Annotated in this window: 26 protein-coding genes and 1 pseudogene; 20 read left to right on the top strand and 7 right to left on the bottom strand. The window is 67.3% G+C overall.

Annotated features, from left to right (window positions below):
• Positions 1 to 142 precede the first annotated feature (142 nt).
• Positions 143 to 787 (top strand): 2-polyprenyl-3-methyl-6-methoxy-1,4-benzoquinone monooxygenase, encoded by a 645-nt coding sequence (gene coq7, locus O5M90_RS22460; RefSeq protein ID WP_269838002.1) that lies wholly within the window; start codon positions 143 to 145, stop codon positions 785 to 787.
• Here the strand turns inward: coq7 and O5M90_RS22455 are convergent, their stop codons facing one another.
• Positions 788 to 1,210, bottom strand: coding sequence for an OsmC family protein (locus O5M90_RS22455; protein ID WP_269838003.1), 423 nt, complete (start codon positions 1,208 to 1,210; stop codon positions 788 to 790).
• 290 nt (positions 1,211 to 1,500) lie between these two features.
• Between O5M90_RS22455 and ilvA the strand changes: the two genes are divergently transcribed.
• Entirely contained in the window at positions 1,501 to 3,081 is a 1,581-nt protein-coding gene (gene ilvA, locus O5M90_RS22450; RefSeq protein WP_440402348.1) for a threonine ammonia-lyase, biosynthetic, read from the top strand.
• A 59-nt stretch (positions 3,082 to 3,140) separates the two neighbouring features.
• On the top strand, positions 3,141 to 4,259 hold the full coding sequence (locus tag O5M90_RS22445) for a nicotinate-nucleotide--dimethylbenzimidazole phosphoribosyltransferase (RefSeq protein ID WP_269838004.1): 1,119 nt from the start codon (positions 3,141 to 3,143) through the stop codon (positions 4,257 to 4,259).
• 3 nt (positions 4,260 to 4,262) lie between these two features.
• On the opposite strand, the gene O5M90_RS22440 is transcribed toward O5M90_RS22445, so the two are convergent.
• Complete coding sequence (locus O5M90_RS22440; RefSeq protein ID WP_269838005.1) at positions 4,263 to 4,859, bottom strand: hypothetical protein; 597 nt, start codon at positions 4,857 to 4,859, stop codon at positions 4,263 to 4,265.
• 22 nt (positions 4,860 to 4,881) lie between these two features.
• Here O5M90_RS22440 and gspG point away from each other — a divergent pair, with 22 nt between their 5' ends.
• The 11 genes from gspG to gspF all read left to right on the top strand — a co-directional run bounded on the left by gspG (position 4,882) and on the right by gspF (position 15,395).
• The gene (gene gspG / locus O5M90_RS22435; protein ID WP_440402524.1) at positions 4,882 to 5,343 is read left to right on the top strand and encodes a type II secretion system major pseudopilin GspG; all 462 of its coding nucleotides are present in this window, start codon (positions 4,882 to 4,884) and stop codon (positions 5,341 to 5,343) included.
• Positions 5,344 to 5,407: 64 nt separating this feature from the next.
• Positions 5,408 to 5,908 (top strand): pilus assembly FimT family protein, encoded by a 501-nt coding sequence (locus tag O5M90_RS22430; protein WP_440402347.1) that lies wholly within the window; start codon positions 5,408 to 5,410, stop codon positions 5,906 to 5,908.
• The gene (gene gspI, locus O5M90_RS22425; RefSeq protein ID WP_137941480.1) at positions 5,905 to 6,267 is read left to right on the top strand and encodes a type II secretion system minor pseudopilin GspI; all 363 of its coding nucleotides are present in this window, start codon (positions 5,905 to 5,907) and stop codon (positions 6,265 to 6,267) included. The genes O5M90_RS22430 and gspI overlap by 4 nt, the downstream gene beginning before the upstream one ends.
• 2 nt (positions 6,268 to 6,269) lie before the next feature.
• The gene (locus O5M90_RS22420) at positions 6,270 to 6,905 is read left to right on the top strand and encodes a prepilin-type N-terminal cleavage/methylation domain-containing protein (protein ID WP_269838008.1); all 636 of its coding nucleotides are present in this window, start codon (positions 6,270 to 6,272) and stop codon (positions 6,903 to 6,905) included.
• Positions 6,902 to 7,945 (top strand): type II secretion system minor pseudopilin GspK, encoded by a 1,044-nt coding sequence (gspK, locus tag O5M90_RS22415; protein WP_137941478.1) that lies wholly within the window; start codon positions 6,902 to 6,904, stop codon positions 7,943 to 7,945. Before O5M90_RS22420 ends, gspK begins: the two co-directional genes overlap by 4 nt.
• A gap of 47 nt (positions 7,946 to 7,992) precedes the next feature.
• Positions 7,993 to 9,252, top strand: a complete 1,260-nt coding sequence (gene gspL / locus O5M90_RS22410; protein WP_269838009.1) for a type II secretion system protein GspL — start codon at positions 7,993 to 7,995, stop codon at positions 9,250 to 9,252.
• The gene (gspM, locus tag O5M90_RS22405) at positions 9,249 to 9,776 is read left to right on the top strand and encodes a type II secretion system protein GspM (protein WP_269838010.1); all 528 of its coding nucleotides are present in this window, start codon (positions 9,249 to 9,251) and stop codon (positions 9,774 to 9,776) included. Before gspL ends, gspM begins: the two co-directional genes overlap by 4 nt.
• Positions 9,773 to 10,573, top strand: coding sequence for a type II secretion system protein N (gene gspN / locus O5M90_RS22400; RefSeq protein WP_269838011.1), 801 nt, complete (start codon positions 9,773 to 9,775; stop codon positions 10,571 to 10,573). The genes gspM and gspN overlap by 4 nt, the downstream gene beginning before the upstream one ends.
• Positions 10,574 to 10,578: 5 nt before the next feature.
• The gene (gspD, locus tag O5M90_RS22395) at positions 10,579 to 12,744 is read left to right on the top strand and encodes a type II secretion system secretin GspD (protein ID WP_269838012.1); all 2,166 of its coding nucleotides are present in this window, start codon (positions 10,579 to 10,581) and stop codon (positions 12,742 to 12,744) included.
• Positions 12,745 to 12,754: 10 nt separating this feature from the next.
• Positions 12,755 to 14,170, top strand: a complete 1,416-nt coding sequence (gene gspE / locus O5M90_RS22390; RefSeq protein WP_137941648.1) for a type II secretion system ATPase GspE — start codon at positions 12,755 to 12,757, stop codon at positions 14,168 to 14,170.
• A 10-nt stretch (positions 14,171 to 14,180) separates the two neighbouring features.
• On the top strand, positions 14,181 to 15,395 hold the full coding sequence (gspF, locus tag O5M90_RS22385) for a type II secretion system inner membrane protein GspF (RefSeq protein WP_269838013.1): 1,215 nt from the start codon (positions 14,181 to 14,183) through the stop codon (positions 15,393 to 15,395).
• A 309-nt stretch (positions 15,396 to 15,704) separates the two neighbouring features.
• Here the strand turns inward: gspF and O5M90_RS22380 are convergent.
• Positions 15,705 to 15,886, bottom strand: a pseudogene (locus O5M90_RS22380) (transposase); the annotation flags it as partial.
• 138 nt (positions 15,887 to 16,024) lie between these two features.
• Here O5M90_RS22380 and O5M90_RS22375 point away from each other — a divergent pair.
• The 4 genes from O5M90_RS22375 (at position 16,025) to gnd (ending at position 20,474) form a co-directional block, all read left to right on the top strand.
• Positions 16,025 to 16,765 carry a hypothetical protein gene (locus O5M90_RS22375; RefSeq protein ID WP_269838014.1) on the top strand — a complete coding sequence of 247 codons (741 nt, stop codon included), beginning with the start codon at positions 16,025 to 16,027 and terminating at the stop codon, positions 16,763 to 16,765.
• Between the two features lie 235 nt (positions 16,766 to 17,000).
• Positions 17,001 to 17,990, top strand: a complete 990-nt coding sequence (locus O5M90_RS22370; protein ID WP_262971322.1) for an AAA family ATPase — start codon at positions 17,001 to 17,003, stop codon at positions 17,988 to 17,990.
• Between the two features lie 38 nt (positions 17,991 to 18,028).
• Complete coding sequence (locus O5M90_RS22365) at positions 18,029 to 18,925, top strand: 5'-nucleotidase (protein ID WP_269838015.1); 897 nt, start codon at positions 18,029 to 18,031, stop codon at positions 18,923 to 18,925.
• A 73-nt stretch (positions 18,926 to 18,998) separates the two neighbouring features.
• On the top strand, positions 18,999 to 20,474 hold the full coding sequence (gnd, locus tag O5M90_RS22360) for a decarboxylating NADP(+)-dependent phosphogluconate dehydrogenase (protein WP_262971324.1): 1,476 nt from the start codon (positions 18,999 to 19,001) through the stop codon (positions 20,472 to 20,474).
• Here the strand turns inward: gnd and tyrS are convergent, their stop codons facing one another.
• The gene (tyrS, locus tag O5M90_RS22355) at positions 20,475 to 21,749 is read right to left on the bottom strand and encodes a tyrosine--tRNA ligase (RefSeq protein ID WP_440402345.1); all 1,275 of its coding nucleotides are present in this window, start codon (positions 21,747 to 21,749) and stop codon (positions 20,475 to 20,477) included.
• 220 nt (positions 21,750 to 21,969) lie between these two features.
• Between tyrS and O5M90_RS22350 the strand changes: the two genes are divergently transcribed.
• Together O5M90_RS22350 and O5M90_RS22345 are read left to right on the top strand one after the other, a co-directional pair.
• Positions 21,970 to 23,352, top strand: a complete 1,383-nt coding sequence (locus tag O5M90_RS22350) for a M23 family metallopeptidase (protein ID WP_269838370.1) — start codon at positions 21,970 to 21,972, stop codon at positions 23,350 to 23,352.
• A 16-nt stretch (positions 23,353 to 23,368) separates the two neighbouring features.
• Positions 23,369 to 24,478, top strand: coding sequence for an anhydro-N-acetylmuramic acid kinase (locus O5M90_RS22345; protein WP_269838016.1), 1,110 nt, complete (start codon positions 23,369 to 23,371; stop codon positions 24,476 to 24,478).
• Positions 24,479 to 24,542: 64 nt separating this feature from the next.
• On the opposite strand, the gene erpA is transcribed toward O5M90_RS22345, so the two are convergent.
• The 3 genes from erpA to rplM all read right to left on the bottom strand — a co-directional run bounded on the left by erpA (position 24,543) and on the right by rplM (position 25,908).
• Complete coding sequence (erpA, locus tag O5M90_RS22340; RefSeq protein WP_137941464.1) at positions 24,543 to 24,917, bottom strand: iron-sulfur cluster insertion protein ErpA; 375 nt, start codon at positions 24,915 to 24,917, stop codon at positions 24,543 to 24,545.
• 159 nt (positions 24,918 to 25,076) lie between these two features.
• On the bottom strand, positions 25,077 to 25,469 hold the full coding sequence (gene rpsI, locus O5M90_RS22335; RefSeq protein ID WP_137941463.1) for a 30S ribosomal protein S9: 393 nt from the start codon (positions 25,467 to 25,469) through the stop codon (positions 25,077 to 25,079).
• Positions 25,470 to 25,479: 10 nt separating this feature from the next.
• A complete protein-coding gene (rplM, locus tag O5M90_RS22330; protein ID WP_137941462.1) occupies positions 25,480 to 25,908 on the bottom strand; it encodes a 50S ribosomal protein L13 in 429 nt (142 codons plus the stop codon).
• Positions 25,909 to 26,083: the final 175 nt, after the last annotated feature.

Genomic DNA, 26,083 nt, shown 5'->3' with positions numbered 1-26,083 from the left:
TCATCACGCAACGAGACACAAAGGCTTGAAAATCGTCACAGAACAGCAATACCGCGCCAGCGGTTGACAAAGCGTCGTTTGACCCCGCGAAACTCACCCAGTCCGGGGGTAAACAGCAGGGCCACCCCTAAACTATCAGCGTATGCACACCCAACAAAGACTTGACGCCAAAGACCGACTGCTGGCCAGCCTGGACAACGGCCTGCGCGCGCTGTTCGGCGCCTATACCGCCGGGCGCAGCACGCCCGAGGCTGCGGCTGAGCCGATCGCGATGAGCGAGGCCGAGCGGCGGCTGTCGGCCGCGCTGATGCGTGTCAACCATGTCGGCGAGGTGTGCGCCCAGGCGCTTTATCAATCGCAGGCCCTGGTGTGTCGCAATGAGCAGCTGCGCAGCCACTTCCACCAGGCTGCTGCCGAGGAGATCGATCACCTGGCCTGGACGCGTGATCGCCTGAAGGACCTGAACAGCCACACCAGCTATCTGAACCCGCTCTGGTATGGCGGCGCGTTCGCACTGGGCACGCTTGCAGGTCTTGCCGGCGACCGTATCAGCCTGGGCTTCGTCGTCGAGACCGAGCGCCAGGTCGAGCAGCATCTGGCCGGCCATCTGGACCGGCTGCCGGCCAACGATGCCGGCTCACGCGCCATCGTCGAGCAGATGAAGCTCGACGAGGCACGTCATGCCGATGAAGCCCAGGCCGCTGGCGCCGCCGAGCTGCCGGCCCCGGTCAAGGACTTGATGCGCCTGGCCGCCAAGGTGATGACGGTGACGGCTCACCGCCTCTGATCAGACCTCGACCAGCTCGATCGATGTGGTGATCTCGGCCGTCTTGGCCAGCATGATGCTGGCCGAGCAGTACTTCTCATGCGACAGCGCCACCGCCCGCTCGACCGCGCCCGCATTCAATCCACGGCCGCTGACGATGAAATGCATATGGATCTGCGTGAAGACCTTGGGATCGGTCTCGGCCCGCTCGGCCTTGACCTTGACCTGGCAGCCCCGCACGTCCTGGCGGCCGCGCTTGAGTATCAACACCACGTCATAGGCCGTGCAGCCGCCGGTGCCGGCCAGCACCGTCTCCATCGGCCGCGGCGCCAGATTGCGACCGCCGCCCGCAGGGGCCCCATCCATATTCAGCAGATGGCCGCTGCCGGTTTCGGCGACAAAAGCCATGCCATCGGCCCCCATCCAGTTGATCGTGCATTCCATCTTGCTTTGCCCTGTGACTTTCCACCGCCGCTTGGTGAAAAAATATTGCGGCGCAACATAAGCTGCGATTAGAATTCTAAGCAAGCAAACGAAAACAAACGAACAAGTTCGCGCCTTGGCGCCTGTACGTTTTCTTCATTGCACCGATTGTCTCCTCCACCGCCTCCATGGTGGATTCAGCCCGAGCCCGCAAGGACTCGGGCTTTTTTTCGTGCCCACGCAGGCGGCGAAGCGCCGGCAGGCCCTGGCTTATGATGCTGCGCCGCAACACCCAGCATTGGAGAGCATTCATGGCCGGCCCTGCACGGAAGCCCCGCACCACCCGATCCACCAGCATCGGCAAGCCCGCCCTGATGCCCAGCGGTGACAGCTATCTGCAGCGAATTCTGAATGCCAAGGTCTACGAGGTCGCCGACGAGACCGCCCTGGATGCCGCCAAGAACCTCTCCAAACGCTTGGCCAACAAGGTGCTGCTCAAGCGCGAGGACACCCAGCCGGTGTTCAGCTTCAAGCTGCGCGGCGCCTACAACAAGATGGCGCATCTGAGCCCCGAGGCCCGTGCCCAGGGCGTGATCTGCGCCTCGGCCGGCAACCATGCCCAGGGCGTGGCGCTGTCGGCCAAGAAGCTGGGCTGCCGCGCCGTCATCGTGATGCCCGTCACCACACCCAAGGTCAAGATCGACGCGGTGCAGGCAATGGGCGGCGAGGTCGTGCTGCACGGCGACAGCTTCACCGATGCCTATGGCCGCGCGTTGGAGTTGGAACGCGAGCAAAAGCTGACCTTCGTCCATCCCTTCGACGATCCCGATGTGATCGCCGGCCAGGGCACGATCGCGATGGAAATCCTGCGGCAGCATCCAGGCCCCATCGATGCGATCTTCGTCGCCATCGGCGGCGGCGGCATGATCTCCGGCATCGCTGCCTACATCAAGGCGGTGCGCCCTGAGATCCGGGTGATCGGCGTGCAGACCAAGGACTCGGACGCGATGCTGCGCTCGATCAAGGCCGGCAAGCGGGTGCAACTGCAGGACGTAGGCCTGTTCGCCGACGGCACGGCCGTCAAGCTGGTTGGCGAGGAAACCTTCCGCATCACCCAAGCCCTGGTCGATGACTACATCGTCGTCGACACCGACGCGGTCTGCGCCGCGATCAAGGACGTGTTCGAAGACACTCGCAGCATCCTGGAGCCCTCCGGCGCGATGGGCGTGGCCGCACTCAAGCAGTATGTGGCCAAGAACGGTGCCAAGGGTCAGACCTTGATCGCCATCACCTGCGGCGCCAATATGAACTTCGACCGCCTGCGCTTCGTCGCCGAACGGGCCGAGGTCGGTGAGCAGCGCGAGGCCCTGTTCGCGGTCACCATTCCCGAGGAGCGCGGCAGCTTCAAGCGCTTTTGTGAGCTGCTCGGGCCGCGCAGCGTGACCGAGTTCAATTACCGCATTTCGGACCAGAACGAGGCCCATGTCTTTGTCGGCGTCGCCATCACCAAGCGCGAAGAGGCCGACAAGCTGGCGCGCCAGTTTGCCAAGCATGGCTTCCCGGCGGTCGATCTGAGCGACAACGAGCTGGCCAAGCAGCATGTGCGCCATATGGTGGGCGGTCGCAGCGAGCTGGCCAAGAATGAGCGGCTGTACCGCTTCATCTTCCCGGAGCGGCCCGGCGCGCTGATGCGCTTCCTGTCCAGCATGCACCCGGAATGGAACATCAGCCTGTTCCATTACCGCAATCAGGGCGCCGACTACGGCCGCATCCTGGTCGGCATCCAGGTGCCGCGGGGTGACAGCGCGGCGCTGCGCGACTTCCTCGACTCGCTCAACTACCCCTACGAGGACGAGAGCAGCAACCCGGTCTACAAGCTCTTCCTGCGCTGAGCGCTGCCGGGCAAGTGCGGATGACGGCGGCCGGCGCATAGCCCAGAATCCAGCCAGCCATGCCCATCCACCAATCGCTGATCTCGCCGACCGCCAATCCCGAGCTCGAGCGCGCCTTGCGCGAGCGCGTCGATCGGCGCGCCGCGATCGCCGGCGGCCTGGGCGAGCTGGAGCCGCTGGCGGTGCGCCTGGGCCTGGTGCAGAACACCCTGACCCCGCGCTTTCGCGACCCCGCCTTGCTGCTGTTCGCCGCCGACCACGGCATCGCGGTGGAGGGCATCGCCCTGCTGCACGGCCGCACCACCCGCGAGCAGGCCCTGCTGGCCCTGCAGCACCGGCTGCCGGTGGCGGTGTTCGCGCGTCAGCAAGGACTACAGCTGACCGTGGTCGACTGCGGCATCGCCGAGCCGCTGCTGCCCCATGCCCGGCTGCTGTCGCGCAAGATCGCCCATGGCACACGCAACTCGCGGGGCGGCCCGGCGATGAGCATGGAACAAGCCCATGCCGGTGTACGCGTCGGCATGGAGATCGCCGACAGCCTGAGCGGCAATGTGCTGGCCTGCGCCGGCCTCGGCCAGGGCTCGGAAGAAAGCGCGGCGCTGCTGCTGTCCCGCCTGGCCGACAGCCCGCTGCGCGACTTCATCGTGTCCGGCCCCGATATGCGCCAGGACGATCTGGCCCGGCTGCTGCATATCTTGCAAGGCGCCCAGGCGCGGCACCGCGAGTTGCAGGAGCCGATGGAAGTGCTGGCTGGGCTGGGCGGCTACGAGATCGCGGTGATGGTCGGCGCCATGCTGGTGGCCGCCAGCAAACGCCAGCTGATCATCGTCGACGGCATGTCCGCCTGCGCGGCGCTGAAGATCGCCGCGCTGATCGCCGCACCGGTGACCGACTATGCGGTATTCTGCCGCAGCCACGCCCACCGTGGCCTGGACGAAGCGCTGGCCCTGTTCCATGCCTCGGCCCTGCTGGAACTGGGCATGCAGAGCGCGGACGGCACCGGCGCCGCGCTCGCCTGGCCGCTGATACGCAGTGCCGGCGCGCTGCTGACCGATCTGCATGAGCTGGCCGACCGGCCCGGCGCAACCGACTCGGCGCCGCTGCCCATGCTGACCCAGCCGCTCAGCACCGCCGGCGGTCCACTCAGCACTGCCGGCGGCCCGCTCAGCAAACGCTGAGGATCAGCGGGTATTGCCGGTGTTGCCGTCCTGCCCGGTCTGGGTGGGCGGGAGCTCCGGCGGCAGTGGCTGTGCGGGCGGCATCACGGGCAAGGCCTGCGGCGGCGGGTTGCTGTTGATCTGCGGCGGCGGCAGCGCGACGGCGGCCGGCAGGCTGCCGGTCGCGGCCGGCACCGGCGGCGCCAAGCTCAGGCGCAGGCTGACCACACCCTGGCGGCCCAGTGCCGCCGAATTGCCGTCCAGCGCCAGCAGCTGCAATTCGCCGTCGACAGCCGCACCGACCCGCACCGTGCGTGCCGGCGCGTTGTCCACCGTGATCACCGCGACGCCTTCGCCGGCATGGCGGCCACCGCCCTGCTTGGGGGCCACCAGGCCGACCAGCTTGTAGCGTCCATCGACCGGTGCCGCGACCTCGACCACCGGCGCGGCCTGCGGCGCGCCGAACAAGCGGCTCAGGTCGGCGCGCGGCCCCGTGCCGTCGGCGGCCGGCAGCGCCTGCGGCGGCACAGGCAGCGGCGCCGGCAAGAGCTTCAGCAACCAGAAGGCGCTGCACAGGGCCAGCAGGGCCCAGACGGCAAAGGTCAACAATCGTGCGAGCATGCGCCGATTATGATTCATGCCAATGCGACAACCGGGCGCCTCCATGCCAAGCCTCAGCGTTAAAAATACGTCACGCCGCCCACGCGGCTTCACCTTGATCGAATTGCTGGTGGTGCTGGTCATCATCGGCGTGCTGGCCGCCCTGATCGTGCCCAATGTGCTGAACCGGGCCGATGATGCCCGCGTCACTGCCGCGCGTACCGACGTCAACAACCTGATGCAGGCGCTGAAGCTCTACAAGCTCGACAACCAGAGATTCCCCACCGGCGAGCAGGGCCTGGAGGCCCTGGTACGCAAGCCCAGCAGCGGCCCGGCCCCGGCCAACTGGAAGCCCTATGTCGAGAAGCTGCCCAACGACCCCTGGGGCCGCCCCTACCAGTTCGCCAACCCGGGCGTGAAGGGCGAGATCGATGTCTACAGCTTTGGCGCCGATGGCCAGGCTGGCGGCGAGGGCAAGGACGCCGACATCGGCTCCTGGCAGTAGGGTGGCGCCCCTCGCCTGTGGGTACACAGTCGGTCCCCCGAGGGGACGCCGAACCTGGCCGGGTTTGCCCATCCGGGTTCGGCAGAGGCCGTCCTTGGGGCGGCCCGGCGGACGGCCAAAGCGTTACGTCCGTGGATTTACATTGATCGAACTGCTGGTCGTCGTGGCCTTGATTGCGATCGCGACGGCGACCCTGAGCCTGGCGTTGCGCGACCCGGCGGGTGCGCAATTGGAGCGCGAGGCCGAGCGGCTGGCGGCACTGTTCGAGACGGCGCGTGCCGAAGCGCGTGCGGCCGGGCTGACGGTGCAATGGGCGCCGGTCAACGACGACTCCGGTGACCAGTTCCGCTTTCGCGGCCTGCCTGAGCGCATGCAGCTGCCGCGCCGCTGGCTGGGCGAGGCGGTGGCGGTGGAGATCGTCGGCGCACGCTCGGTTCAGCTCGGGCCCGAGCCCATGGTCGGCGCGCAGCGCCTGCGCCTGAGCCTGGGCGCACAGCGCATCGCGCTGGTGACCGACGGCCTGGGGCCGTTCGAGCCGCAGCACGAACCCGAGACCGCCCCGTGAAGAGAGCTTTGCAAGGCTTTACCTTGATCGAGGTGCTGGTGGCGCTGGCCATCGTCGCGATCACGCTGGCGGCCGGCCTGAAGGCGGCCGGCGCGCTGACCGGCAATGCCGAGCGACTGGCCCAGGTCAGCGCCGCCCAGTGGTGCGCAGAGAATCAGCTGACCGAGCTGCGCCTGGCGCGGCAGTTCCCCGGTGTCGGTGATATCGAGTTCGCCTGCAGCCAGTTGGGCCGCGACTATGCCGGGCGCCTGGTCGTGCGGCCGACGCCGAACCCGAATTTCCGCCGCGTCGACGCGCTGATCGCCAATGATCAGGGCGTGCCGCTTTTGAGCCTGTCCACCATCGTCGGAAGGTACTGAAGGTGCACGGACGCGAGCGCGGCTTTACCCTGGTCGAGGTGCTGGTGGCTCTGCTCATCATGGCAGCCATCGCGGTGATGTCCTGGCGCGGCATCGACGGCATGCTGCGCAGCCGCGACATCAGCCAGGGCAGCCTGGCGCAGACCGAGCGGCTGCAGACCGTGCTGGCGCAATGGGAACAGGATCTGCGCTCGCTGCAGGACGGCGGCGGCGACGTCAGCCCATTGAGCTTCGACGGCGCCAGCCTGCGCATCACCCGCCAGCAGCCCGGCGGCCTGCAGCTGGTGGCCTGGACCGTGCGCGAGGGCCGGCTCTACCGCTGGGAGAGCGCGACGCTCAACAACATCGCCGCGCTGAACGACGCCTCGCTGCGCAGCCAGCAAGGCCTGGGCGACCAGGATCGGCAGTTGATGGCGCTGGGCGGCGTCAGCGGCTGGCAGATGTTCTTCTATCGCGGCAATGCCTGGAGCAATGCCATGTCCAGCGACGACGTCAAGCAAGCGCCACCCGCGGCCTCGGGCCCGGCCGGCCCCGGCCGGGTGCTGCCCGGTGGCGTGCGGATGATTCTGCAGTTCGCGCCCGGCAGCGGCCATGGCGGGCCGCTGACCCGGCAGATCGTGCTGGGGCCGCAATCATGAGGGCCGGCATCACGCGGCCGAGCGACGGGCCGCCCCGAGCCGGCCGCCATCCCCTCGGGGGATCGGACGCTGTACCCGGCGGCCGAGGGGCTCAATCAGGCGCCGCGCTGCTGACGGCGCTGCTGATCGTCGCGCTGGTCGCCAGCCTGGCCTCGGCCATGGTGTGGCGTCAGTACCGGGCGGTGCAGATCGAGGCCGCAGACCGTGCTCGCGCGCAGTCCGCCTGGATTCTGCAGGGCGCGCTGGACTGGGCCCGGCTGATTCTGCGTGAGGACGCGCGCGCCAACCGCAACGATCCCGTCGACCATCTCGGCGAGGTCTGGGCCGTGCCGCTGGCCGAAGCCAGGCTCTCGACCTTTCTGGCCGCCGACCGCACGAACGCCAGTGAAGACACCGGCAAGGACGAGGGGCCCGAGGCCTTTCTGTCCGGCACGCTGCTGGATGCCCAGGCCCAGTACAACCTGCGCAATCTGGTCGGCGGCGACGAGGCCGCCCAGGCCCTGGAGTTGCGCACCCTGACCCGCCTGTGCGAGAGCGCCGGTGTGCCGGCCGATACCGCCGCCAAGATCGCCGGCCAGCTGCGCGCCGCCTTTGCTGACAAGCCCGAGGCCCAGGCGCCGCTGCGCCCGCAGACCCTCGAGCAGCTGCAATGGCTGGGCATCCCGGCCGAGATCGTGGTCCGGCTGCGGCCGCTGCTGACCCTGCTGCCGGCGCGCACACCGGTCAATCTGAACACCGCGCCGCGCGAGGTGATCGCGGCGCTGTTCGACGGCATGGACCTGGCGTCGGCCGAGCGCGTCGTGCAGCAGCGCCAGAACGCACCGATGCGCAATCTGGAAGACGCCAAGGCCCTGCTGCCCGAGGGTGTTGTGCTCAGCGGCGAGCGCGCCGCCTTCGTCTCCTCCTACTTCATCGTCAACGGCCGGCTGCGGCTCGAGGCACGGGTGCTGGAGGAGCGCTCGCTGGTACAACGCCGCGACCTGGACATGCTGGTGCTGAACCGCCAGCGCGTCAACTTGGTGCTCGAAGCCGGACGATGAGCGTCGGGCCGACACAAGCTGCTCCTAGAATGCCCCACCCATAAGCCATGACCACCCTGATCCTGCTCCTGCCCCAGCGTGGCCGACTGCGCGCCCAAGGCCAAGCCACGCCCGACGGCCTGAGCCGAGGCGAGCATGGCCGTGAGTACGACTATGTGCTGAGCCACGACGGCGTCCAGGCGACGGCCCAGGGTCGCAGCGTCGCCGCGCTGCTGCCGCGCGCCGACACCGTGATCGCGGTGCCCGCCGAGGCCGACCTGAGCTGGCACCGGCTGGCGCTGCCGCGTGCCGCGCGTGCCCACCTGCGCGCCGCGCTGGCCGGCACGATGGAAGAAGCCTTGCTCGACGACACCGAAAGCCTGCATTTCGCGATCGAGCCCGGGGTGCAGGCCGGCGAGCAGGCCTGGGTCGTCGTGACGCACAAGGCCTGGCTGGTCGAGCAGCTGGCGCATCTGGAACAGGCCCAGGTCTTTGTCGACCGGCTGGCGCCGCTGTCCTGGCCCGAGGCCCAGGCGCGCGGCCATTTCTTCGCCAGCGGGCTCGAGTCCGCCCAGCCCGCCCAGCCCGATCCATGCGGGCTGCGCTGGAGCCATGCCGACGGCGTCAGCACGCTGTGCCTGCAGGGCAGCCTGGCCCGCGACCTGTTCCCGGCTGCAGTGGTGCAGGCCGCACGCTGGACCGGCTCGCCCGGCGTGATCGGTGCCGCCGAGCACTGGCTGGGCACGGCAGTGGCGCCACTGTCCGACGCCGAGCGCGCTCTGCATGTCATCAACAGCCCCTGGAATCTGCGCCAGTTCGAGCTGGCGCCGCGCACCCGCGGCATCCGCGCGCTGCGCGAGGTCTGGCGCAGCCTGATGAGCAGCCGCTGGCGCCCGGTGCGCTGGGGCCTGGCCGGCCTGGTGGCGGTGCAGCTGCTGGGCCTGAATCTGTGGGCCTGGCAGCTCAGGAGCGAGCTCGGCGAACGACGCGCCGCGCTGAACCAGACGCTCAGCAACACCCACCCGCAGGTGCGCGCCATCCTTGATGCGCCGCTGCAGATGCAGCGCGAGACCGAGCTGCTGCGCGCCAGCGCCGGCCGGGCCGGCGAGCAGGACCTGGAAACCCTGCTGGCCGCCGCCGCCACCGCCTGGCCGGCCGAACGCGGCCCGGCCGATGCCCTGTCCTTCGAGACCGGCCGGCTGCTGATCCCCGCCGCCGGCTGGAGCGAGGCCCAGATCCAGCAGTTCCGTCGCCAGCTGCACAGCGAAGGCTGGCAGCTCGAGATCAATGATGGCCGCATGGCCCTGAGCCGCGCACGCGCCCTATGAGCAGCAGACGAAAGACCCTCGGATTAGCCCTCAGCCCCGAGCAAGCGGCCCAATGGCAGCAGCTGAAGTCGCGCTGGCAGGCGCTGGGTGAGCGCGAGCGGACCGTCGCGCAGCTGGGCGCGGCCGCGCTGGGCCTGCTGCTGCTATGGAGCGTCGCGGTGCAACCGGCGCTGCGCACCGTGCGCGCCGCGCCGGGCCAGCTGAGCCAGCTCGATGCCCAGCTGCAGCAGATGCAGCGCCTGGCGCAGGAAGCGCGCGAGCTGCGTGAGCAGCCGGCCGTGCCGGCGGCGCAGTCGCTGCAGGCGCTGAAGGCTGCCAGCGAGCATCTGGGGCCGGCCGCGCGCCTGTCGATCAGCGGCGAGCGTGCGGTGCTGAGCCTCAACGGCGTCGGCAGCGAGGCCTTGCAGGCCTGGCTTGGCGAGGTGCGCAGTGCCGCCCGCGCCCGGCCGGTCGAGGCCACCTTGCAGCGCGGCCCGCAGGGCTTCAGCGGCAGCATCGTGCTGGCGCTGGGAGCACCGGCATGATCAAGCCACCGAGTCTGCGCTGGAGTCTCGGCGGCGCCCTGGTCGGCGCCTTGCTGGGCCTGATCCTGTTTGCCCCGGCCAGCTGGCTGGCACGCGGCCTGGCCCAGGCCAGCAGCGGCCATCTGCTGCTGGCCGAAACCCGCGGCAGCCTCTGGAGCGGCAGCGGCGTGCTGGTGCTGACCGGTGGCACCGGCAGCCGCGACGCCAGCCTGCTGCCCGGCCGCATCGAATGGACGCTGGCGCCCAAGGGCCTGGGCCTGCTGATGAGCGCACGCCAGGCCTGTTGCATCAACGGCGAGCTGCAGATCCTGCTGCAACCGGGCCTGGGCAGCCTGGGCTTTAGCCTGCCGCAGCAGCAGGGCGCCGACTGGCTGACGCGCTTCCCGGCCGCCTGGCTGGGCGGGCTGGGCACGCCCTGGAACACCTTGCAGCTGGGCGGTGGCATGCGCTTGAGCGCGCGCGAGTTCCGGCTCGAATGGGCGCAGGGGCGCTGGCGCCAACTGGGCCAGCTGGACCTGGACTTCGTCAACCTGTCCTCGCGTGTCTCGACCCTGGCGCCGCTGGGCAGCTACCGCTTCAGCATTGCGGCCGATCCGGCGGCGGCCGGCGTCTCGACGCTGCGACTGAGTACGCTGGAAGGCGCGCTGCTGCTGAGCGGCCAGGGCGTACTGAGCGGCGGCAAGGCCCGTTTCCAGGGCGAGGCTCAGGCCGCGCCCGAGCGCGAAGCCGCGCTGAACAATCTTCTGAACATCATCGGCCGGCGCCAAGGCGCCCGCTCGGTGATCTCGATTGGATGAACGAGATGATCAAGACACACCGGCTCCTCCCGCTGCTGGCCCTGCTGGCCCTGGCCGCTGCCGCGCCGGCGCAGGCCCAGGCGCCCACTGCGGCCGCGCGCGGCCCGGCGCTGAAGGCCCAGACCCCGGTGACGCTGAACTTCGTCAACGCCGACATCGAGGCCGTGACCCGCGCCATTGGCGTGATGATGGACCGCCAGTTCGTCATCGACCCGCGGGTCAAGGGCGTGATCACGCTCTATAGCGAGCAGCCGCTGAGCGTGCGCGAGGCCTATCTGAGCTATCTGGCCGGGCTGCGCGGCCTGGGCTTCACGGTGGTCGAGGCCGGCGGCCTGTACAAGGTCGTGCCCGAGGCCGACGCGAAGCTGCAGACCGGCGCGGTCGCGGTGGGCGCCAGCAGCCAGCGCGGCGACCAGGTGATGACCCAGATCTACAAGCTCAACCACGAGAACGCCAACAATCTGGTGGCCGTGCTGCGCCCGCTGATCAGCCCCAACAACACCATCAATGCCAACCCGGGCAACAACAGCCTGGTGATCACCGACTACGCCGAAAACCTGCAGCGGCTCACGCGCATCATCGCGGCGATGGACACGCCGTCCAGCACCGATATCGAGGTCGTGCCGCTCAAGCATGCCTTGGCTGCCGACATCGCGGCCCTGGTGCAAAAACTCGGCGAGGCCGGCAGCGGCGCCGTCGCCGGTGCGCCCGGCCAGGCCAGCGGATCGCTGAGCGTGCTGGTCGACCCGCGCAGCAATGCGCTGATACTGCGCGCGCCCAATCCGGCTCGGCTGGCCAGCGCCCGCGCCACCGTTGCCAAGCTCGACCAGCCGCTGCCCGATGGCGACGCCCCGGGCATCCGCGTCGTGCACCTGAAGAACGCCGAAGCCGCCAAGCTGGCCGTGGTGCTGCGCGCCGCTTTCGGTGGCGCGGGCGGCGGCAGCGGCAGCACCGGCAGTACCAGCAACAACGCGCAGCTGACACCGGCCGCCCAGGGCACGATCAGCGCCACCGGCAGCGGCGGCAGCAACAGCAGTAGCGGCAGCGGCAACTCATCGGCCTCGACCTCGCCGGTCAGCGCCTCGGCGGGTCCGTCGACCGGCGGCTTCATTCAGGCCGACCCCTCGACCAACTCGCTGATCATCACCGCCGCCGAGCCGCTGTATCGCCAGGTGCGCGCGGTGATCGACCAGCTCGACGGCCGGCGCGCCCAGATCTATGTGGAGTCGATGATCGTCAAGGTCGATGCCAACAAGACCGGGCAGTTCGGTGTGCAGTGGCAAAGCCTGTTCGGCAAGGACGGCGACCGCACGATCTCAGGCCTGGGCACCAACTTCGGCAGCGGCAACTCCAATATCGTCAACTTGTCGGCCGCGACGGCCGGCGGGCGCACGACGATAGGCACGGCGGTCGCCAGCGGCGTCAACCAGGGCCTGAATATCGGCGTACTGAAGAAGGTCAGCGACTTCTACACGCTGGGCGCGATCGCCAACTTCCTGGAAACCCAGACCGGCGCCAACATCCTCTCCACGCCCAATCTGGTGGCGCTGGACAACGAGGAAGCCAAGATCGTGATCGGCCAGAACGTGCCCTTCATCACCGGCTCCTTCACCAACACCGGCGCCGGCACCGGTGGCACGGTCAACCCCTTCCAGACCATCGAGCGCAAGGACGTCGGCCTGACCCTGCGCATCAAGAGCCAGGTCGGCGAGGGCGGCACGGTGCGCATGGTGATCTATCAGGAGAACTCCTCGGTGGTGCAAGGGGTCACCAACAGCGCCGGCCCGACCACCGACAAAAGCTCGATCGAGACCACGGTGCTGGCCGATGACGGCCAGATCATCGTGCTGGGCGGGCTGATGAAGGACGAGTACAGCGACGGTGAGGACAAGGTGCCGGGTCTGGGCAATATTCCGCTGCTGGGCAATCTGTTCAAGGGCGAAAACCGCAAGCGCATCAAGACCAATCTACTGGTCTTCCTGCGCCCGGTGGTGCTGCGCAACCAGCTCGGCGCCGACCAGGTGACCCTGGACCGCTACGAGTCAATACGTGCGCTGCAGCAGAACGCCCAGCCCGCCCCGAACCCGGTATTGCCCGATACCGGCGCGCCGATCCTGCCAGTCCTGCCGGGTGCGCAGCCGGCGGTGCCCCAGCAAGGCAAGACAAACTAAAGCCATGGCGATCCGCCACCCCCTCCCCTACGCCTTCGCGCGCACCCACACGGTGCTGCTGGAGGACGATGGCGCCCAGCTGGTGCTGTGGGCGCCGCCGCAGGTGACACTGGCCGCGCTGTCCGAGGTGCAGCGCCTCTACAGCATCGACCGCATGGAGCATGAGGCCCAGGCCAGCCTGGCCGAGCGCATCAACCGCGCCTATGCAGGCAGCGAATCGAGCGCGGCCGTCGTGGTCGGTGAGGTCGAGAGCGCGGTCGACCTGAGCCGCATGATGCAGGATCTGCCGGCCGTCGAGGACCTGCTGGAAGCGGCCAACGACGCGCCCATCATCCGCATGCTCAATGCGCTGCTGACCCAGGCCGCCAAGGACGGCGCCAGCGACATCCATATCGAGCCCTACGAACGCGCCAGCTCGGTGCGCTTCCGGGTCGACGGCACCCTGCGCGAGGTGGTGCAACCCAACCGCGGCCTGCATGCCGCGCTGATCTCGCGGCTGAAGATCATGGCCGAGCTCGACATCGCCGAGAAGCGCCTGCCGCAGGATGGACGCATCTCGCTGCGCATCGGCGGCCGCGCCATCGATGTGCGCGTCTCCACCCTGCCCTCGGCCCATGGCGAGCGCGCGGTGCTGCGCCTGCTGGACAAGAGCGAATCGAAGTTCACGCTCGAAGGCCTGGGCATGAGCGGCGATGTGCTGAGCGCCTTCCAGCATCTGGTGCAGCAGCCGCACGGCATCGTGCTGGTGACCGGCCCGACCGGCTCGGGCAAGACCACTAGCCTCTATGCCTCGCTGCAGACGGTGGACACCAGCACGACCAATGTGTTGACGGTCGAGGACCCGATCGAGTACGAGCTCGGCGGCATCGGCCAGACCCAGGTCAACACCAAGATCGACCTGACCTTCGCGAAGGCCCTGCGCGCCATCCTGCGCCAGGATCCGGACGTCATCATGATCGGCGAGATCCGCGACTACGAGACCGCCCAGATCGCGATCCAGGCCTCGCTGACCGGCCACCTGGTGCTTGCCACGCTGCACACCAATGACGCACCCAGCGCGGTGACCCGGCTGATGGACATGGGGGTCGAGCCCTTCTTGCTGAGCTCCAGCCTGCTGGGCGTGCAGGCCCAGCGTCTGGTGCGCAAGCTCTGCGGCAGCTGCAAGCGCCAGGGCCCCGACGGGCGCTGGCATCCGGTCGGCTGCCCGGCCTGCGGGCAGACCGGCTACAAGGGCCGCACCGGGGTCTACGAGCTGATGGTGGTGGATGACGAGCTGCGCGCGCTGATCCATCAGCGCACGTCCGAGGGCGAGCTGCAGGCGGCGGCGCGAACCAAGGGCCTGCGTTCGATGCGCGAGGATGGCGAGCGTTTGATCACGGCCGGCATCACCTCGGCCGAAGAAGTGCTTCGAGTCACCCGCGACTAATACAGCCGCCATGCCCGCCTTCAAATACGAAGCCCTGAACGCCGCCGGTCGCAGCAGCACCGGTCTGCTGGAGGCCGACAGCGCGCGCGCCGCGCGGGCCCAGCTGCGCGCTCAGGCGCTGGTGCCGCTGAGCGTGCAGCCGGTTGAACAACAGGGTCAGGAGGGCCATGGCAGACGCTGGAGCCGGCGCGTGCTGAGCGCCACCGCGCTGTCGGTCTGGACCCGCCAGTTGGCCGGCCTGGTCGGCTCCGGCCTGCCGATCGAGCGGGCACTGACCGCGCTGGCCGACGAAAGCGAGGACCAGCGCATCGCCGAACTGCTGGCCCAGCTGAAGGCCGAGGTCAACGGCGGTGCCACCTTTGCGCGCGCGCTGGCCACCGCGCCGCGCGAGTTCGACGAGGTCTACCGCGCAGTGGTCGCGGCCGGCGAGCAGAGCGGCGCGCTGGGCCTGGTGCTGGAGCGCCTGGCCGACGATCTGGAGGAACGCCAGAACCTGCGTGCCAAGCTGATTGGCGCGATGGCCTACCCGGCCATCGTCTCGCTGATCGCTGTTGTCATCGTGATTTTTCTGGTCACCTATGTGGTGCCGCAGATCGCCACCGTCTTCACCGGCTCCAAGCGCGCCCTGCCCTTTCTGACCGTCGCGATGCTGGCGATCAGCGACTTCGCGCGCCAATGGGGCTGGGCCGTGCTGGCGGCCCTGGTGGCCGGTTTCAGCGGGCTGTCGTGGATGCTGCGCAACCAAGCGTTTCGCGAGCGCTTCGATGCCGCGATGCTGGGCGTGCCGCTGATCGGCCGGCTGGCGCGCGGCTACAACGCGGCGCGCTTCGCCAGCACGCTGGCGATGCTGGCCGGCGCCGGCGTGCCGATTCTGAAAGCCCTGCAGGCGGCGGCCGAGACCCTGGGCAACCGCGCGATGCGGGCCGACGCGCTGGACGCGCTGGTGCAGGTGCGCGAGGGCGCGCCGCTGGGCTCGGCCCTGGCCGGCAAGAAGCGCTTCCCGGGCATCCTCGCGATGTTCGCCCGCCTGGGCGAGCAGACCGGCTCGCTGCCGCAGATGCTGGAACGCGCCGCCCGCCAACTCGGCACCGAGGTGCAGCGCCGCGCGATGGCCGCCGCGACGATTCTGGAGCCGCTCTTGATCGTCGCGATGGGCGCCATCGTGATGCTGATCGTGCTGGCCGTGCTGCTGCCCATCATCCAGCTCAATACCTGGGTGAAGTAGACGCGCGTCGGTGGGGCCATGAGCCCCCCAAGAGGGATTTCCTGAGATTGGGATGCTCGGCGACTATCGCCCGTAGTCTTCAAGTTGCGTGAAATAGCCGCTGATAGCGGCCCAGGGAGTCCCATGAATATCACGGCAGATGCATCCAACGCCATGCTGGAGGGCGGGTCAAGCGCACCGTTTGATGCCGGCGCCGCAACCGCAGTACGGCCACAGCCGGACTCGACCCTGGCCGCCCTGGCCATCATCGCCCGCCCGCACCATGTGGCCGCCGACTCCTCGGCCTTGCGGCATGAACTGGACCTCGGTGAAGCTCAGTTGCAGTTGCAATCTGGCCTGACGACGTCTCACCGTGCTGAAGTCCGGCACCGACCAATCAAGCCCCGCGAGTTTGAGCAGGCTCTGCACCGAGCCCAGCGTTTGCCGTTGGGCTTGGTATGCCAAGCCGTCTCCTTGTCAAGCCACACCGACAGTGCGCCGCGTGCCTTCAGCGCCGCGTTGTACTACGCCGAGTTCATCGTGCGGCATCGGCTGCGCCCCTTCTTCTCCTGCTTTATGCCGTCAGCGTAGCAGCGCGGGCGGGGCTGTTTGTGCAACAAGGCCTGTGTGCTGCAACTCTTGGGGTAGAGATGAGAAAACTGCTGGTTTTCGCGAGATTGGCTCATATTGGTATCTTTCTCGGCGGGTCGGCAGTCAGTGTCTGCGCGCAAGCCGGCCTTGCCAAGGAGACGGTGCTTGCTCCAAATTCATCGATCAGCGTGTCGATGGCCAACCAGCGTATTTCGGTGCAAGCGGAGACCGATACCGTGCGCGTGTTCAAGTTCAATGAGTGCGAGTTCCGGATCTCTGCAGCAACACAGAGTGAACGAAACCAAGGTAGTCATGGGATTTACCATGGCTTCTATGAAGGCGGGCGCGACTTTAAGAAGCGTTTGTTACTTGATGGTTGCCAGCAACTGCGGACGCCTCGGTTTCGCGAAGCGCAGGTACATCTGCCCAGCGAAGCTTTTGCACTTGAATGGTTGCGCCGTCAGGTGGGGTCGAAAGATGGCCGTGCCATCGTCGACTCAGGCCTTGTGATGACTTGGCAGTACCGCCCGGCACTGGACAGCGTCGGCGTCGACATTTACAGGGCGTGTGTGAACGGCAGGCCGGTGGAGTTCAGCAAGTTGCTCCCGCAGGGGGAGCCAGACCCGGTACGCGTCGTTATGGACGGTCCCATGCTCCCCTGCGCAACAGTCCCTCAGAAGGTCGCTACGGACACAGCCGTGATGTTGCAGCGGATGTGGCACGAAGGCGATCGCATGCAACTGGATGCGGCTGCCAACAGGGTGAAAAGAAACGAAATAGCGAAACCAAGCCCGCCGTGAAGGGAGGGGCGAGGGCATCTGTAGACGCAGCGCCCCGAACTGCCGTCTCCAGCGAGAGCCCCGACTCGAAATCGGCGATGGCGTGATCCGCAATCGGCAGCCCGCCCTTTCTTTCTGGCCAGCAGCGCCAACGAACGGAACTATTGGGCAATCGGGGCTTTTCTCGATGCGCACGGTGGCCCACTGTTTGCTTGAATAGACACAAGCCCTGTGGTTCAGGGCCTGGAGTCGGTTCATGAGCAGCTCTCACGCCATCGCCTTGGCCCCCCGCATCCCGATTGCGCAGATGCGCAGTGTGTTCAGCGTCCACGAGGTCGAGCAAAAGCTCGCCAAGCTGCCCGAGCGCGACCACGAGCCCTTGCGCAACACCTACCAGCGCATGCTGGACAAGGGCCCGCAGCGCTTCCAGGTCAAGCCCTCGGGCCTGCCGGCGATGGCCTCGCTCTACGAGGAGCTGCCCAACTTCCACGAGGTGCTCGACGATGTGCGACGCCAGATCGCGCTGTGCGAGGACAGCGGCGACCCGCTGGAGATCACCCCGCTGCTGCTCTTGGGCCCGCCGGGCATAGGCAAGACCCATTTCGCGCGCCAGATCGCCCAGTTGCTGGGCACCGGCATGGGCTTCATCTCGATGAGCTCGCTGACCGCCGGCTGGGTCTTGTCGGGCGCCTCCAGCCAGTGGAAGGGCGCGCGACCCGGCAAAGTCTTCGAAGCCCTGATCGACGGCGACTATGCGAATCCGGTGATGGTGGTCGACGAGATCGACAAGGCCGGCGGCGAAGTCAGCTACGACCCGCTGGGCTCGCTCTACAGCCTGCTCGAGCACGACACCGCCGGCAGTTTCACCGACGAGTTCGCCGAGATCGCGGTCGACGCCAGCCAGGTGATCTGGGTCGCCACCGCCAACGACGCCCGCGCAATACCTGACCCCATCCTGAACCGCGTCAATGTCTACGAGGTGCAGGCGCCCGATTTCGCGGCGGCCCGCGCCATCGCGGCCCGGCTCTACAGCGCTATCCGTGAACAGCACGACTGGGGCCGGCGCTTCGACGAGACGCCCAGCGCCGCGCTGCTGGACCGCATGGCCGAACTGGCGCCGCGCGAGATGCGGCGCGCCTGGATGACGGCCTTCGGCAACGCCAAGCTGGCCAAGCGCGCCACCGTGCTGTGCGAGGACCTGCCGGAGCCCGGACTCAAGCGCGCGCCTATCGGCTTCACGCACTGATCCTGAAATCAGCTCGCATGGCCCCTCTATGATGGGCCATGCCTGCAAATCTGGACGGCCAGTTGGTCGTCGCCATCTCATCGCGCGCGCTGTTTGATTTCGAGGAAGAGAACCAGCTCTTCGAAGACGGCGATGACCGCGCCTATATGCAGCTGCAGCAGCAGCGCCTGGACATCCCGGCCAAACCGGGCGTGGCCTTCTCGCTGGTGCGCAAGCTGCTCGGCTTCAACACCGCAGCGGGCCCGCGGGTCGAGGTCGTCGTGCTGTCGCGCAACGACCCGATCTCGGGCATGCGGGTGTTCCGCTCGGCCCAGCATTACGGCCTGAAGATCGAGCGCGGCGTGTTCACCCGCGGAGAGTCGCCCTGGCGCTATCTGCGCCCGCTGAAGGCCCAGCTCTTCCTGTCCGCCAACGAGGCCGATGTGCGCTCGGCGCTGGCGGCCGGCGTCGCCGCCGCGCGGGTGCTGCCGTTGTCGGCCCATGCCTCGGACGCCCATCCCCATGAGCTGCGCATCGCCTTCGACGGCGACGCCGTGCTGTTCTCCGACGAGGCCGAGCGGGTCTTCCAGGCCGGCGGTCTGGACGCCTTCCAGGCCCATGAGCGCGAGCGCGTGCTGACGCCGCTGGCCGCCGGCCCCTTCAAGCCGGTGCTGGCCGCCTTGCACGGCCTGCAGCAGGACAAGACCGATGCAATGGCGGTGCGCACCGCCCTGGTCACCGCGCGCAGCGCCCCGGCTCATGAGCGTGCGCTGCGCACCCTGATGGACTGGCGCATCGAGGTCGACGAGGCGATGTTTCTCGGCGGCCTGCCCAAGGGCGAGTTCCTGCGCGAGTTCGAGCCCGATTTCTTCTTCGACGACCAGATCGGCCATGTCCAGAACGCCACCGCCCATGTGCCCTCCGGCCATGTGGCGACGGGCATCAAGAACCACTGACTTTTCGCCCGACTCACGACACAAAACCGGGTTTCCCCTAGGATTCAGGTTTTTTCTTCGACCTGAAAACAATATGCAAGCCCCAGCCGATATCGCAGTGATCGGCCTGGCCGTGATGGGCCAGAACCTGATCCTGAACATGAACGACCACGGCTTCACCGTGGTCGCCCACAACCGCAGCACCACCAAGGTCGACGAATTCCTGGCCCACGAGGCCAAGGGCACGCAGGTGATCGGCGCGCATTCGATCGAGGAGATGGTGTCGCTGCTCAAGCGCCCGCGCCGCGTGATGCTGATGGTCAAGGCCGGCAGCCCGGTGGACGAGTTCATCGAGCAGTTGCTGCCCCATCTGGAGCCGGGCGACATCATCATCGACGGCGGCAATTCGCTGTTCGACGACACCGCTCGGCGCGTCAAGTACGTCGAATCCAAGGGCCTGCTCTATATCGGCAGCGGCGTTTCCGGTGGCGAGGAAGGGGCGCGCTTCGGCCCCAGCATCATGCCCGGCGGTTCGGCTGCGGCCTGGCCGCATGTGAAACCCATCTTCCAGGCCATCGCGGCCAAGGTGGCTGGCCCCGATGGCCAAGAGATGCCCTGCTGCGACTGGGTCGGCGAAGGCGGTGCCGGCCACTATGTCAAGATGGTGCACAACGGCATCGAGTACGGCGATATGCAGCTGATCTGCGAGGCCTACCAGCTGATGCACGAGGGCCTGGGCATGACGCCGGCCGAGATGAGTGCGGTGTTCGCCGAGTGGAACCGGGGCGAGCTCGACTCCTATCTGATCGAAATCACCCGCGACATCCTGGCCAAGACCGACGAAGACGGCGCGCCCCTGGTCGACAAGATCCTCGACACCGCCGGCCAGAAAGGTACCGGCAAATGGACCGTGATCTCCTCGGCCGATCTGGGCATCCCGATCACCTTGATGGCCGAGGCGGTCTATGGCCGCTGCGTCTCTGCGATGAAGAGCCTGCGCATCGAGGCGGCCCGGGTCTTCGGTGGCGACAAGCGCCGGATCACCGATGCCAACAGCGAAGGCGCTGCCTTCATAGAGGCGATCCGCCAGGCGCTCTACGCCTCCAAGATCATCAGCTATGCCCAGGGCTATATGTTGATGGCGGCGGCCGCCGAGCAGAACGGCTGGCGGCTGAACTACGGCGGCATCGCGCTGATGTGGCGCGGCGGCTGCATCATCCGCAGCGCCTTCCTGGGCGATATCAAGGCCGCCTTCGAGCAGGACCCGCAGTTGCAGAACCTGCTGATGGCACCCTTCTTCGAGCAGGCGATCAAGAAGAGCGAGGCCGGCTGGCGCCAGGTGGTGGCCACGGCCGTGGCCAAGGGCATTCCGGTGCCGGCCTTCAGCAGCGCGCTGGCCTTCTTCGACAGCTTGCGCAGCGCGCGCCTGCCGGCCAATCTACTGCAGGCCCAGCGCGACTACTTCGGCGCCCACACCTATGAGCGGGTGGACCGACCGCGCGGCCAGTTCTTCCACACCAACTGGACCGGCAGCGGCGGCCGCACCGCCTCCAGCACCTACTCGGTGTGATCAGGTCAGGGTAACGCGGGCAAACTTGCGCTTGCCCACCTGCAGCACAAAGGTACCGGCCGCCACCTTCAGGCCTTTGTCGCTGACGGTGGCGCCATCGATGCGCACGCCACCCTGCTCCACCATGCGCAAGCCCTCGCTGCCGGAGCTGACCAGGCCGGCGGCCTTCAGCAGGCCGCCGATGCCCAGCGGCGCGCCGCCGAGGCTCAGCTCGGGGATGTCGTCGGGGATGCCGCCCTGGGCCCGCTTGTTGAAATCGGCCTCGGCCTCGTCGGCCGCCGCCGCGCCGTGGAAGCGCGCGGTGATCTCCTTGGCCAACAGCACCTTGGCTTCCTTGGGGTTGCGCCCCGCCTCGGTCTCGGCGCGCAGCGCGGCGATCTGATCCAGGCTCTTGAAGCTCAGCAGCTGGAACCACTTCCACATCTGCACATCGCTGATCGACAGAATCTTGGCGAACATCTGCGTGGCCGGCTCGGTCAGGCCCACATAGTTGTTCTTGGACTTGGACATCTTCTCGACGCCGTCCAGCCCCTCCAACAGCGGCATCGTCAGGATGCATTGCGGCTCCTGGCCATACTCCTGCTGCAGATGGCGGCCCATCAGCAGATTGAACTTCTGGTCGGTGCCGCCCAGCTCCAGATCGCTCTTCAGCGCCACCGAGTCATAGCCCTGCATCAGCGGGTAGAGGAACTCGTGCACCGAGATCGGCGTCTGCGCGGCATAGCGCTTGGCGAAGTCGTCGCGCTCCATCATCCGCGCCATCGTGTATTTGGCGGCCAGCTGGATCATGCCGCGCGCGCCCAGCGGATCGCTCCATTCGCTGTTGTAGCGGATCTCGGTCCTGGCCGGGTCCAGCACCAGGCTGGCCTGCTTGTAATAGGTATCGGCGTTGTGCTTGATCTGCTCAGCCGTCAGCGGCGGCCGAGTCGCGTTGCGGCCCGAAGGGTCGCCGATCATCGAGGTGAAGTCGCCGATCAGGAAGATCACCGTGTGCCCGAGGTCCTGCAGCTGGCGCATCTTGTTGAGCACCACGGTGTGGCCCAGATGGATGTCGGGCGCAGTCGGGTCCAGGCCCAGCTTGATGCGCAGCGGCTGGCCGGTGGCCTCCGAGCGGGCCAGCTTCTGCAGCCAGTCGGCCTCGGGCAGCAGTTCCTCGACCCCACGCAGCGAGACCGCCATCGCCTCGCGCACCTCGTCGGTGACCGGATAACGCGTCGCACCGGCTGCTGCTGCGGGGGTCGGGGCGGCGGTCTCGGGTGTTCGCGATTCGGACATGTTTGGAAAGTTGTGTGCGCAGGCCAGGGTAAAGCCTTGATTTATCGGGTTTTCTTGGCGTTGACGCGGCTTTCGCCTCGTTATACTCGCCGCTGTTTTGCCAAATCCCCCCCAAATGGGGTGGTCCGGCAATCCCCAGATTCTAGTGGACACCCCCGGTGACCACGCCGGGTGGCCCGCATGCGGCCCGGTACAACAACAGGGCTTGGGCATCTTGAGCGTGACTGACTGGAAAACGGAACTGAAGCGGGCGCTGACAGGCGCCGAAGCTTTCGCGGCCCGGCACCCACGGGCACTGACCGGCACCGTGGTCGGCCTGCTGGGCGGCTTCGCCATCACCGCTTTCGGTATCGCGCCGCTGGCGCCGAATGCCGCCGACCTGCCCCGACAGCTGATCAGCGAGCCGGTCCAGACCCTGGATCTGGAAGAGCAGCTGAGCGCCCTGGCCAGCCACCAGCTTTCGCTGGTGCGCAATGATGTGACCCGCGCCAGCGACACCGCCGATTCGTTGCTGCGCCGCATGGGGGCATTCGACCCGGCCGCCGCCGAGTTCCTGCGCAATGATCCGCTGGCCCGCCGCGTGCTGCAGGGCCGTGTCGGCAAGATGGTGCAGCTGAGCGCCGATGACGCCGGCACCGTGCAGTCGATGATCGTGCGCTTCCCGGCCGAGCTGGCCGAGCAGCAGACCACCCATTTCAGCCGACTGAGCATCCAGCGCCATGCTACCGGCTTCAGCGCCAAGCTGGAGGCCGCCCCGCTGCAAAGCCAGGTCCGCCTGGGCAGTGGTGTGGTGCGTTCCTCACTGTTTGTCGCCACCGACGAGGCCGGCATTCCCGATGCGATCGCCTCGCAGATGGCCGATATGTTCTCCGGCGATATCGACTTCCACCGCGAGCTGCGCAAGGGCGATCGCTTCTCGGTGGTGTTCGAAAGCATGACCGCCGATGGCGAGCCGATCAACTGGGGCCAGGCCGCCGGCCGCGTGATCGCGGGCGAGTTCGTCAACAATGGCAAGAGCTATTCGGCCGTCTGGTACAAGGATTCGGCCAGCGGCAAGGGCAATTTCTACGGCTTTGACGGCCAGAGCAAGCGCCGCGCCTTCCTGGCCAGCCCGATGGAGTTCTCGCGCGTGACCTCGGGTTTTGCGATGCGCTTCCATCCGATTCTGCAGAAGTGGCGCGCCCACCTGGGCACGGACTTCGGTGCGCCGACCGGCACGCCGGTGCGCACCGTCGGCGATGGCCTGGTCGAATTCGCAGGCTGGCAAAACGGTTTCGGCAATGTCATCTATGTGCGTCATGCCGGCGAGCGCCAGACGGTGTACGCGCATCTGAGCCGCATGGATGTCAAGAAGGGCCAGCGCGTCGAGCAGGGCCAGCGCATCGGTGCGGTCGGCGCCACCGGCTGGGCCACCGGCCCGCATCTGCACTTCGAGTTCCGGGTCAAGGGTCAGCATCAGGATCCGCGCGTGATCGCTCGCGCTTCGGAGGCCATCACCTTGCCGGCCAGCGCCAAGGCGCAGTTCCAGCAGACCGTGGCCAGCGTCAAGAGCCAGCTCTCGGCGGCCGAATCGATGGGCGTGGGCGTCAGCGGCGCCGATTGAAGCCCCCGACCGGACGATGAGCGATCTGTTCATCGGGCTGATGTCCGGCACCTCGCTGGACGGTGTCGATGCGGTGCTGGCACGCCTGGATGCCGGCATCACCGTGCTGGCCCACGGCCACCACCACTTCGATGCGGCCTTGCGAGCCGAGCTGCTGGCACTCAACACGCCGGGAGACAACGAGGCCCACCGCTGCGCACTGGCGGCCAATGGCGTGGCCCGTGCCTATGCACAGCTGGTCGACGCTTTGCTGAGCCAGAGCGGCCACCAGCCCAGCGAGATCCGCGCCCTCGGCGCCCATGGCCAGACCATCCGGCACCGGCCCGGCGAGTTCGATGGCTGCGGCTATACCTTGCAGCTCCTCAACGGCGCCCTGCTGGCCGAGCTGAGCGGCATAGCCGTGATCAGCGATCTGCGCAGCCGTGATCTGGCCGCAGGCGGCCAGGGCGCGCCGCTGGTGCCGGCCTTCCACCGGGCGCTGTTTGCCCAGGACGGACGCGATATCGCGGTGCTGAACATCGGCGGCATCAGCAATATCAGCCTGTTGGCCGGTGACGGCAGCACGCGAGGCTTCGACTGCGGACCGGGCAACTGCCTGATGGATCACTGGGCCGATCACCATCTGGGCCAGCCCTATGACGCCGATGGCGCCTGGGCGGCAACTGGCCGGGTGCAGCCCGAACTCTTGCAGGCCATGCGGGCCGAGCCCTACTTCCAGCTCGCGCCGCCGCGCAGCACCGGGCGCGATCTGTTCAACCCCGACTGGCTGGATCGCCTCTTGATGCGTCACGCGCCGCAGGCGGCCACCCAGGATGTGCAAGCCACCCTGCTGGAACTGACCGCCGCCAGTATCGCCGGCGACCTGCGCCGGCACGGGCCGGCATCGAGCGAGCTGCTGGTCTGCGGCGGCGGCGCGCTGAACGGCCAGCTGATGCAGCGCCTGCAGGCCTTGCTGCCGAGCGTGGCCGTGCTGAGGACCGACGCCCGGGGCCTTCCGGCCATGCAGGTCGAAGCAGCCGCATTCGCCTGGCTGGCCCAGCGTTTTGTTCAGGGCCTGCCGGGCAATCTGCCAAGCGTGACCGGCGCTGCGGGCCCGCGCCTGCTGGGTGCGCTTCATCCCGCCTGAGCGGGCCCCATGCAGCAATGAAAAAGCCGCCCGAAGGCGGCTTTGCTTTTTTGAGGCCCAGGCCTCAGACCGAGAAGCTGGAACCGCAACCGCAGGTGGTGGTCGCGTTCGGATTCTTGATCACGAACTGCGCGCCCTGCAGGTCTTCCTTGTAGTCGATCTCGGCACCGGCCAGATACTGCAAGCTCATTGCGTCGATCAGCAGGGTGACGCCGTTCTTGTTCATCTGGGTATCGTCCTCGTTGACGGCCTCATCGAAGGTGAACCCGTACTGGAAGCCCGAGCAGCCACCGCCCTGCACGAAGACACGCAGCTTCAGTTCCGGATTGCCTTCCTCGGCAACCAGATCGCGCACCTTGTCGGCCGCGCTGTCGGTGAAGATCAGCGGCACCGGCATCTCGTCGGCACCGGCCAGGGGAGTTTCGAGAACAGCGCTCATAGGATTTCCTGAATGTTTAGTTCTAGCCTGTATTGTCTACGCAAACAGCGCAGCCATGGCCGTCAAGGGTATTTGTGGGCGATCAGAAATGAAACAAGGCCGCTGCGAAAACACAGCGGCCTTGTTGCCAGCATGCCACCGAAGTGGCAAACCAGAGAATCAGCGCTTGCTGAACTGCTTCCGACGACGCGCGCCGTGCAGACCGACCTTCTTACGCTCGACTTCACGCGCATCGCGCGTGACGAAGCCGGCGCGGCTCAGTTCGGGCTTCAGGGCTGCGTCATAGTCGATCAGCGCACGGGTGATGCCGTGGCGCGCAGCACCGGCTTGACCCGACTCACCGCCACCGTGGACGTTGATCTTGATGTCGAAGGCTTCGCCGTTGTTGGTCAACATCAGCGGCTGCTTGACGACCATGATCGAGGTCTGACGGCCGAAATACTCATCAACGGTCTTGCCGTTGACGATGATTTGGCCAGTGCCCTTCTTCATGAAGACGCGAGCGACCGACGACTTGCGGCGGCCGGTACCATAGTTCCAGTTTCCGATCATCAACCGCTCCTTAGATTTCCAGAGCCTTGGGCTGCTGAGCGGCGTGCGGGTGCGAACCACCTGCATAGACCTTCAGCTTCTTCACCATGGCGTAACCCAACGGACCCTTGGGCAGCATGCCCTTGACAGCCTTTTCCAGGGCGCGGCCCGGGTGCTTGGCTTGCATGTCCTTGAACTTGGTGGCGTAGATGCCGCCCGGGAAGCCCGAATGACGGTAGTACACCTTGTCATTGGCCTTGTTGCCCGTAACGCGCAGCTTGTCCGCGTTGATGATGACGATGAAATCGCCGGTGTCCACGTGAGGCGTGTAAATGGCCTTGTGCTTGCCGCGCAAACGGAGTGCCACTTCGCTGGCAACACGTCCGAGCACCTTGTCGGTGGCGTCAATCACAAACCACTCGTGCGTCACTTCGGCCGGCTTGGCGCTGAAGGTCTTCATGAGATTACTTTCGAGTGCCTGCAAACCTGTATAAAGAGGCCAGCAGGCGGTCGGATGGCTGATTCCTATCCTTGCCAGCCATTCGGTGCCGCTTATCAAAGGCGACCTCTCATGCACTGCGCTCGGACTTCTTTCCCGCAGCCAATGTCGGGAAAGCCCGCGAGTGTATCAGATC

It is taken from the genome of Paucibacter sp. M5-1, from assembly GCF_027498415.2.
GTDB lineage: Bacteria > Pseudomonadota > Gammaproteobacteria > Burkholderiales > Burkholderiaceae_C > Roseateles_E.
The sequence above is the reverse complement of the archived record's forward strand: the minus strand, read 5'-3'. Positions and strand labels throughout refer to the sequence as shown.

What these genes read in the sequence shown, in the direction of transcription:
- coq7 (WP_269838002.1), top strand. Translation starts at nt 143, where the DNA reads ATGCACACCCAACAAAGACTTGACGCCAAAGACCGACTGCTGGCCAGC.
- O5M90_RS22455 (WP_269838003.1), bottom strand. Translation starts at nt 1,210, where the DNA reads ATGGAATGCACGATCAACTGGATGGGGGCCGATGGCATGGCTTTTGTC.
- ilvA (WP_440402348.1), top strand. Translation starts at nt 1,501, where the DNA reads ATGGCCGGCCCTGCACGGAAGCCCCGCACCACCCGATCCACCAGCATC.
- O5M90_RS22445 (WP_269838004.1), top strand. Translation starts at nt 3,141, where the DNA reads ATGCCCATCCACCAATCGCTGATCTCGCCGACCGCCAATCCCGAGCTC.
- O5M90_RS22440 (WP_269838005.1), bottom strand. Translation starts at nt 4,859, where the DNA reads ATGCTCGCACGATTGTTGACCTTTGCCGTCTGGGCCCTGCTGGCCCTG.
- gspG (WP_440402524.1), top strand. Translation starts at nt 4,882, where the DNA reads ATGCGACAACCGGGCGCCTCCATGCCAAGCCTCAGCGTTAAAAATACG.
- gspK (WP_137941478.1), top strand. Translation starts at nt 6,902, where the DNA reads ATGAGGGCCGGCATCACGCGGCCGAGCGACGGGCCGCCCCGAGCCGGC.
- gspL (WP_269838009.1), top strand. Translation starts at nt 7,993, where the DNA reads ATGACCACCCTGATCCTGCTCCTGCCCCAGCGTGGCCGACTGCGCGCC.
- gspM (WP_269838010.1), top strand. Translation starts at nt 9,249, where the DNA reads ATGAGCAGCAGACGAAAGACCCTCGGATTAGCCCTCAGCCCCGAGCAA.
- gspN (WP_269838011.1), top strand. Translation starts at nt 9,773, where the DNA reads ATGATCAAGCCACCGAGTCTGCGCTGGAGTCTCGGCGGCGCCCTGGTC.
- gspD (WP_269838012.1), top strand. Translation starts at nt 10,579, where the DNA reads ATGATCAAGACACACCGGCTCCTCCCGCTGCTGGCCCTGCTGGCCCTG.
- gspF (WP_269838013.1), top strand. Translation starts at nt 14,181, where the DNA reads ATGCCCGCCTTCAAATACGAAGCCCTGAACGCCGCCGGTCGCAGCAGC.
- O5M90_RS22375 (WP_269838014.1), top strand. Translation starts at nt 16,025, where the DNA reads ATGAGAAAACTGCTGGTTTTCGCGAGATTGGCTCATATTGGTATCTTT.
- O5M90_RS22370 (WP_262971322.1), top strand. Translation starts at nt 17,001, where the DNA reads ATGAGCAGCTCTCACGCCATCGCCTTGGCCCCCCGCATCCCGATTGCG.
- O5M90_RS22365 (WP_269838015.1), top strand. Translation starts at nt 18,029, where the DNA reads ATGCCTGCAAATCTGGACGGCCAGTTGGTCGTCGCCATCTCATCGCGC.
- gnd (WP_262971324.1), top strand. Translation starts at nt 18,999, where the DNA reads ATGCAAGCCCCAGCCGATATCGCAGTGATCGGCCTGGCCGTGATGGGC.
- tyrS (WP_440402345.1), bottom strand. Translation starts at nt 21,749, where the DNA reads ATGTCCGAATCGCGAACACCCGAGACCGCCGCCCCGACCCCCGCAGCA.
- O5M90_RS22345 (WP_269838016.1), top strand. Translation starts at nt 23,369, where the DNA reads ATGAGCGATCTGTTCATCGGGCTGATGTCCGGCACCTCGCTGGACGGT.
- erpA (WP_137941464.1), bottom strand. Translation starts at nt 24,917, where the DNA reads ATGAGCGCTGTTCTCGAAACTCCCCTGGCCGGTGCCGACGAGATGCCG.
- rpsI (WP_137941463.1), bottom strand. Translation starts at nt 25,469, where the DNA reads ATGATCGGAAACTGGAACTATGGTACCGGCCGCCGCAAGTCGTCGGTC.
- rplM (WP_137941462.1), bottom strand. Translation starts at nt 25,908, where the DNA reads ATGAAGACCTTCAGCGCCAAGCCGGCCGAAGTGACGCACGAGTGGTTT.